General features: G+C 63.4%; 4 protein-coding genes and 1 pseudogene. 2 read left to right on the top strand and 3 right to left on the bottom strand.

Annotated features, from left to right (window positions below; all coding sequences use genetic code 11):
• Window positions 1-98, bottom strand: a pseudogene (locus tag I8N66_RS05290) (transcriptional regulator); the annotation flags it as partial.
• A 42-nt stretch (window positions 99-140) separates the two neighbouring features.
• Here I8N66_RS05290 and I8N66_RS05285 point away from each other — a divergent pair.
• Window positions 141-662: a DUF6428 family protein gene (locus tag I8N66_RS05285; RefSeq protein ID WP_291150530.1), complete on the top strand. Its 522-nt coding sequence runs from the start codon at window positions 141-143 to the stop codon at window positions 660-662.
• A gap of 259 nt (window positions 663-921) precedes the next feature.
• Here I8N66_RS05285 and I8N66_RS05280 read toward each other — a convergent pair whose 3' ends face one another.
• Window positions 922-3,249 (bottom strand): rhodanese-like domain-containing protein, encoded by a 2,328-nt coding sequence (locus I8N66_RS05280; RefSeq protein ID WP_291150527.1) that lies wholly within the window; start codon window positions 3,247-3,249, stop codon window positions 922-924.
• A 123-nt stretch (window positions 3,250-3,372) separates the two neighbouring features.
• Window positions 3,373-5,106, bottom strand: a complete 1,734-nt coding sequence (locus tag I8N66_RS05275; protein WP_113538986.1) for an adenylate/guanylate cyclase domain-containing protein — start codon at window positions 5,104-5,106, stop codon at window positions 3,373-3,375.
• A 366-nt stretch (window positions 5,107-5,472) separates the two neighbouring features.
• Here I8N66_RS05275 and I8N66_RS05270 point away from each other — a divergent pair, with 366 nt between their 5' ends.
• Window positions 5,473-6,396, top strand: coding sequence for a bifunctional helix-turn-helix transcriptional regulator/GNAT family N-acetyltransferase (locus I8N66_RS05270; RefSeq protein WP_291150521.1), 924 nt, complete (start codon window positions 5,473-5,475; stop codon window positions 6,394-6,396).
• Window positions 6,397-6,418: the final 22 nt, after the last annotated feature.

The following is a 6,418-nucleotide window of genomic DNA, read 5'->3' as shown; positions in this document are numbered from 1 at the left end:
ATACCGTCCGCGCCGGCGATGACCAGCAGACGGACGATCTGTAGGCGAGTCTCCTGCGAAAGCGCTCCGAAGGCAGCGAGGGCTTGACGCTCATCCATATTTCAATAATCCTTGAATCGTTGAAATGAGGATTAACCCAGATGAATGTTCTCGACAAGCCCAAAATCAGCGACCACGACCTCAACCTCTCCGACTTGCTCAGCGCGCTCCGGATCGCCGGGGATTTGCCGCTCGTATTTCACTACGATGGGCGTCAGGTGAAATCCGGCTACCATGTGACAGAGGTTAAGGCTGGCCAGTTCTCGGCCCTCGATTGCGGCGCCAATCCGGAGGCCTGGTCCGAGATCTTCGTGCAGCTATGGGATGTTGAGGAAGCCCGTCGAACGCACCTTTCCGCCGGAAAGTTCTCGGCCATCGTCCGCAAGGTTTCCGAGCACGTTCGCCTTAATGCCACGGCCCGCCTTACCTTCGAGGTCAGCGACGGCGTGCGTCCGATGCAGCTCTACTGCGCCGATGCTCCTGTCGTGAAGGATGGCAGCATTCACGTTCACCTGGTGCCGAGGCCTGCCAGCTGCAAGCCGCGAGATCGCTGGCTTGCAGAAACCAGCCGCCCGACGGCATGTTGCGCGCCCAAAGCTTCGCCCGGCGCTTGCTGCGCTTGAGGCGATCCGCCACGGATGGACGGGGGGTCGTACCCGGGCCCGCCGGCCAGGCGAAACATTCGGTAGCAACAACCACCAGACCTGAGGCGCCCCCACCACATTCGTCGAGATGGCCGAACTGCCGGGCACCTCGGCGCGACGCCGGCGCGCAAGGAGTTTTTCGAAGCCCTCGTTTCGACCGGCATCATCGGCGGGCACGACCACGAGCTTGAGCCGGTACGGTCGTCGGCTGATTGGGCATGTCGGCGGTCGAGGTGGCTTAAGGATCGGTCGCTTGCTGCTTCCGAACCTCGATCACAAGCGGGTAACTCTCGTCGTCCCACTCCAGAAATCCGCCGGCAAAATAATAGACGTGCGTGTAGCCCCAGGCGATCGCCTTGGCCGACGCATAGGCGGCATGGGTACAGTTTCGGCCCTGACAATAGAAGGCGACCTCGTCCGCCTTCCCCGCCACCTTGGCGAGGCTTTCCTTCGACAATCCGGTCAGGAGCGACAGGTTGACGGCCTTGGGGAGATGGCCATTGTCATAGGTGAGCGGCGCCCGCACATCGATGAAGGTCACGCCGCGCGCAAGCAGTGCCTTTACTTCCGCCACGTCGACCTTGATCGTTCGCTCGACGCTCAGTTCACCCTTCGCCATCGTCATGAGCTTGGCATAGTCGTCGAAGGCAAGGTCCGTGCCGGCGCCTTCAGGCAATCCGGCCTTGCGGAGCCCCTCCTGCAGCAGCGCGATGTAGGGCCTGTGGTAGCTGAACGCGCTGCCATACCAGTCATAAGCGCTTTCCTGGACGGTGAGCGGATCTCCCAGCGAGGACGCCGCAAGTTTATTGTACTGGTCGATCAGCCCCTGAATGTCGCCCGTGCGGCCGAGCTGTCCGTAGGCCGATATCAGCGTTGCATAGTCCCCCAAAAGGTCGGACCTTTTTCCGATCACCCGCTCGAAGGCGTCGGCGGCTTCGTCGTATTTGCCTTGAGAAAACAGCGAGACCGCGAGCATGCGCAGCGTTGCTCGCGCCGGATGGGGATCGAACCGCATCGCCAGGCGCGCCTCCTGTTCGGCCTCCGGCGCGCGTCCCGTCGCGTTGAGGATCCGCGCCATGCCGACATGGTTGTCGGGATCGTTCGGCGCCAGCTTCATCGCCCGGTCGATTGCCGCGAAGGCTTCGTCATAACGCCCCTGCTGCGCAAGCACCTGCGCCGAGACGGCATAGGCAAGCGGCGTCGGCCGCTCCATCGCCTTCGCCAGGTTCCTGGCAAGGTTCCTGGACGCGGCCTCCCTGCGGGAAAAATCCCAGGACAGAATGCTCGCCCGCCAGTTTGCCGCCGCCAGCGACGCGTAGGCGCGGCTATAGTCCGGATCGAGAATGATCGCCTTCTGGAAGAAGGCGGAAGCTGCGACCGTTTCAGCTTCGCTGTCCCGGCGCAGGTGCTCCCAGCCGCGCAACAGGGTATCGTAGGCCTGCGGGTTGGTCGTTTCCGGCGCCGCTGCCACGCTTTTCTCGGCACTCGTCAGCTTCACGGAAAGCGTCGAGACGATCTGTCCGATCACCTTGTCCTGCAGGCCGAACACGCCGCTCATTTCGCCATCGTAGCGCTCGGCCCAGAGGTGGTGCCCGTCGATCGCGTCGATCAACTGGGCATTGACCCGGACATGGCTTCCCTCGCGACGCACGCTGCCCTCGAGGATGTAGTGGACCCCCAGTTCCTCGGCCACCTGCTGCGCCTTGGTGGGCTTGCCCTTGTAGGCAAAGGTGGAGTTGCGCGCGATCACGAAGATTCCCGACAGTTTCGAGAGTTCGGTGATGAGGTCGTCGGTCATACCGTCGGCGAAATAGCTCTGCCCTGCATCGGAGCTGAGATTTTCGAAGGGCAGCACCGCGATCGAGGGCGTCTGCGGCAGCGCCAGGGCCGTCCCCGCAACCGAGGCAGCGTCGGCGCTTTCGCGCCTCTGCGTCAGCCATGTACCCGAAGCGGCTATGAGCACCAGGAGGACCAAGGCGGCCGCAACTTTCCAGCCGTAAAGGCTCTTCAGGTTGAAGCGCCGAGGCCGGGTCCCTCCCTCAAACCGCACCCGATAGACGCGAACGGGCCTCTGGATGTTCTTCACGTGGTGCTCGCCGATGAATTCCAGCGGCAATTCGAACTTGCCCTGCAGGTGGTCGAAGGCAGTGCCGGATATGAACAATCCTCCTGGCTCGCACATCTGCTCGAGGCGGGCCGCGACGTTGACGCCATCGCCGAGCAGATCATCCCCGTCGACGACGACATCGCCGAGATTGATGCCCATGCGCAGCAGAAGCCGATGCTCCGGCCGAGCCTCCGTTTGGCGCGCGGCGACCTCATTCTGTGACGCGACGGCACAGGCGACGGCGTCGACAACGGAGCCGAACTCAACAATCGCACCGTCGCCCATGAGTTTGACGATGCGTCCGTGATAGTCTTGCCTGAGGGGATCGAAGATTTCGCAACGCCACGCCTTGATGGCTGCGAGCGTGCGGGTCTCGTCGGCTTCCATCAGTCGCGAGTAACCAACGATGTCCACGGCAAGAATTGCCACCAGCCGTCGTTCTGCGCGAACTGCTTCCATGACCACCTCTCCCGAAGGTGCAGAAGGCCTCGCTCATGCCTTTGTCCCCGGGCGGAAACTCGGGGCCTCCTGACCGCAGAAGCCAGGCTTCACCGATCGGGCCGTTAGGACGCGGACCGGCTCTCACGCCCCTGCCCTGATGAGCCCCTCGCGCAGATGCTGCGCATCGCTTTCCTGCGCATAATGCAGCGTGCCCAGAAACGTCTTTATCTCGAACTCCGGCGCCAGCGCCCGCACCTTCTCCATGTGCGCGCCCGCAGCGATCGCGTCGCCGAGCCAGCCGTAGCAGGCGGCGATAAAGGCGTGCTGGGTTTCGTCCATGCTCGAAAGGTGCATGAAAGCCTCGATGGCGTCGCCGTATTGGCGAGCGGCGAAATAGGCCTTGCCGAGGTGGCTCCAGAAGCGTTCCGGGTGATGCGGGTTGAGGCGCATGGCCTTGCGGATCCATTCCACCCCCTCCTCCGGCCGGCCGAGCCAGGTGAAGAGCTCGCCCTGCTGCACCACCACCAGATCGTAATTGGGGTTGAGGAAGAGCGCCCGCTCCTGATGATAGCGTGCCGTCGTCAGTGCATTGTTGTTGACGTTGACGGCCGCAAGGATGCGGTGCACATCCGCGTCGTTGTCATCGAGCGCCAGGGCCCGTTCGAGCTCGGCATTGACCTCCAGCCAGGTTGCCTCCCGGTCGTCGCACCAGCCATAGACCCAGGCCTGACCGAGGATGCAGGCGCGCCAGGCATGGGCATGCGCATAGCCGGGGTCGAGCGTAATGGCGCGGTCGATCAGCGATTGCGCCTGCTTGTTGTCGGCGGGGCTGCTGCGGTGGTGCAGCACCTTGGCGGCGAGCGCACATTCATAGGCCGCCATGTTGGCCGGTTTGGTGCGGGCGAGCTGGTCGCGCTGGGCGGCCTCCAGCCGACCGGGCACGGTTGCGGCGATCGCCGCCGTCACCTCGTCCTGAATGGCAAAGATGTCGTCGAGCTGCCGGTCGTACTTGTCGGCCCAGATATGGGCGTCATTGACCGCATCGATCAGCTGCACGGTGACGCGCACCCGCTCGCCGATCTTGCGCACACTGCCTTCCACCAGATATTGCGCCCCGAGGTTCGCCGCCACCTCGCGCGCGTTTACCGACTGGTTCTTGTAGACGAAGGAGGAATTGCGCGAGATGACGAAGAGCTCGTGCCTCCGCGAAAGCTCGGTGATGATGTCTTCGGTCAGCCCGTCGGCGAAAAACTCCTGGTCCGGATCGCCGCTCATGTTGTCGAAGGGCAGCACGACGATGGTCGGCTTGCAGACGCCCTTGCGCGCCTCCGTTTCGTCGGCCGTCGCCGGCAGCGCCGCACTTTCGAGCCCGACGCGGTAGAGATGCACCGGACGGCTGATGTTCTTCAGCATCTTCTCGCCGAGGTCGTCGATCGCCAGTTCCAGCCGGTCGGCAACCTGCGTTGCCACCGCCGCGGTCACGCAGATGCCGCCGACTTCTGCCAGCTGCTCAGCGCGCGCGGCGATGTTGACGCCGTCACCGAAGATGTCGTCGTCCTCGAAGATGATGTCGCCGAGATTGATGCCGATGCGGAACTCGATCCGCCGGTCCTCCGGCACGTCGGAGTTCCGCCGCTTCATGCGCTGCTGGATCTCGACGGCGCATTTGACCGCGTCGGTCACGCTCTGGAATTCCACCAGCAGGCCGTCGCCCGTGGTCTTGATCAGCCGGCCCTTGTTCTTGGCGATCGCGGGATCGATGAGCTCGATGCGGTGGGTTCGAAGCCGCGCAAGTGTGCCCGCTTCGTCGGCCTCCATCAGCCTGGAGTAGCCGGCCATATCGGCCGCCAGCACTGCGGCGAGTCTTTGCTCCATGGGCTTGCCAAAAACGTTGAAAAGCGGCCCGTTCCGGACTTCCGGACCAAGGAGGTTCCCGGTGCAATACTATCGCAGCACGAAACGATCTCCTACCCAAATCAACAGACGGAAGGCAAAGCCCGAAGGCGGCGGCCTGTTGCGCGTCAAAAGATTGCAGCTTAGGACGGCGGCTCAATCGGGGGATGCGACTAAAACAGTGACGCGTACCGAGCGCCCTCAAACGAAAGCGAAATCCGTCGGGGCAGCGCCACATGCGACGGTGCCGGGGCACCGTTAATCTCGGCCTGGTGACTGCCACCGCTTGACAATATTTGCCTAAAGCAACTATTTATATGACTTAAGCAAATTCATAAAGGCATCACCATGTCTCCGCAGCAAATCGACGACCGCGCCCTGACGGTGCGGCGCTTCAACCGCTTCTATACTCGCCAGATCGGCCTGCTTCACGAGCACCTGCTTGCCAGCGCCTTCTCGCTGACGGAGGTTCGAATTCTCTATGAACTGGCGCACCGGCCGGCGCTGACGGCGACCGATCTCTGCCGTGAACTCGGGCTTGACGCCGGCTATCTCAGCCGGGTCATCGCCGGCTTCGAGAAGAAAGGGCTGGTCGCCAAGACCCGCTCGCCGGCCGATGGCCGGGTTGCCCAGCTCGAACTGACGGAAGCGGGGCGCGAAACCTTGCAGCCGCTGGAGGATGCGTCGCAGCGCGAAGTGATCGCCATGCTGGAAAAGCTCTCCGTGCCGGAACAGCGGCAACTGGTGGGCGCCATGGGCGAGATCGGGAGCCTGCTTGCCGACGGGCGGACGCCGGGCTTTATCCTGCGCGATCCGCAGCCGGGCGACATGGGCTGGGTGATCCACCGCCAGGGTGCGCTCTATGCCGAGGAATACGGCTGGACCACCGAGTTCGAGGCGCTGGTCGCCGAGATCGTCGTTAAATACATGCGCGAACACGACCCGGCATCGGACCGGTGCTGGATCGCCGAAAAGGACGGCAAGGTCGTCGGCTCGGTGTTTCTCGTCCGGCATGACGAAACAACGGCAAAGCTCCGGCTGCTCTATGTCGAGCCGAGCGCCCGCGGCCTCGGCATCGGCCGCCGCCTGGTCGAGGAATGTATGCGCCACGCCCGGCTTCTGGGCTATACACGCATGATACTCTGGACCAATGCCGGCCTCGACGCCGCCCGCCACATCTACGAGAAGGCCGGTTTCGCGCTGGTCGAGGAAGAACAGCACCACAGCTTCGGCAAGGACCTTACCGGCCAGACGTTTGCGCGGGATCTGTGAGGCAGGCGCAGGCCGGAGACCG

It is taken from the genome of Ensifer sp. SSB1, assembly GCF_016652895.1.
Classification (GTDB): Bacteria; Pseudomonadota; Alphaproteobacteria; order Rhizobiales; family Rhizobiaceae; genus Ensifer.
Note: the sequence above shows the minus strand (reverse complement) of the source record. Positions and strands in the feature narration are given on the sequence as shown.

Bases quoted from the DNA above. Each gene is read 5' to 3' on its own strand.
- I8N66_RS05285 (WP_291150530.1), top strand. From the start codon at position 141: ATGAATGTTCTCGACAAGCCCAAAATCAGCGACCACGACCTCAACCTC.
- I8N66_RS05280 (WP_291150527.1), bottom strand. From the start codon at position 3,249: ATGGAAGCAGTTCGCGCAGAACGACGGCTGGTGGCAATTCTTGCCGTG.
- I8N66_RS05275 (WP_113538986.1), bottom strand. From the start codon at position 5,106: ATGGAGCAAAGACTCGCCGCAGTGCTGGCGGCCGATATGGCCGGCTAC.
- I8N66_RS05270 (WP_291150521.1), top strand. From the start codon at position 5,473: ATGTCTCCGCAGCAAATCGACGACCGCGCCCTGACGGTGCGGCGCTTC.